1 pseudogene is annotated in these 426 nt (G+C 61.5%); it reads right to left on the bottom strand.

Features of this window, described 5'->3' with window-relative positions:
- Positions 1 to 106: 106 nt before the first annotated feature.
- Positions 107 to 426 (bottom strand): annotated as a pseudogene (locus F6X42_RS43135) (DDE-type integrase/transposase/recombinase); the annotation flags it as partial.

Raw genomic sequence — 426 nt, 5'->3', positions numbered from 1 at the left:
CGCCAGCGCCGGTTCCGCAGTACGCGTGTATCCCTGATCTGTACGCATGATGCTCTCCCGTGAGCAAACCTCGGTACGCCGATTTTAGGCGTTAGCCAGTCGACGACCTGGATGCTTCATAGGATCTGTTCTCGGCCCGGTTGTTCAGCCGGGCTGCAGCTTTGACGAACACATGCTTCACGCTCGCGAGCTCCGGGATCTCGGCTTTGGCCGCCGGGTAGCTGCGCAACTGGTCGGTGACGATTTTCTTCGGCCCCGCAGGACAGGCCGCCAACACCCGTTTGAAGAAGCGTTTGGCCGCGGCCTTGTCGCGGCGCTTCTGAAGCAGGATGTCGAGTTCAATGCCGTGCTCATCGACTGCACGCCACAGCAGCCAGGGCTCGCCGCGCAGCGTCACGAACATTTCGTCGAGATGCCATGTGCTGC

Origin of the sequence: Paraburkholderia podalyriae, assembly GCF_014397785.1 — a bacterium.
GTDB classification, from domain to species: Bacteria; Pseudomonadota; Gammaproteobacteria; order Burkholderiales; family Burkholderiaceae; genus Paraburkholderia; species Paraburkholderia podalyriae.
The sequence above is the reverse complement of the archived record's forward strand: the minus strand, read 5'-3'. Positions and strand labels throughout refer to the sequence as shown.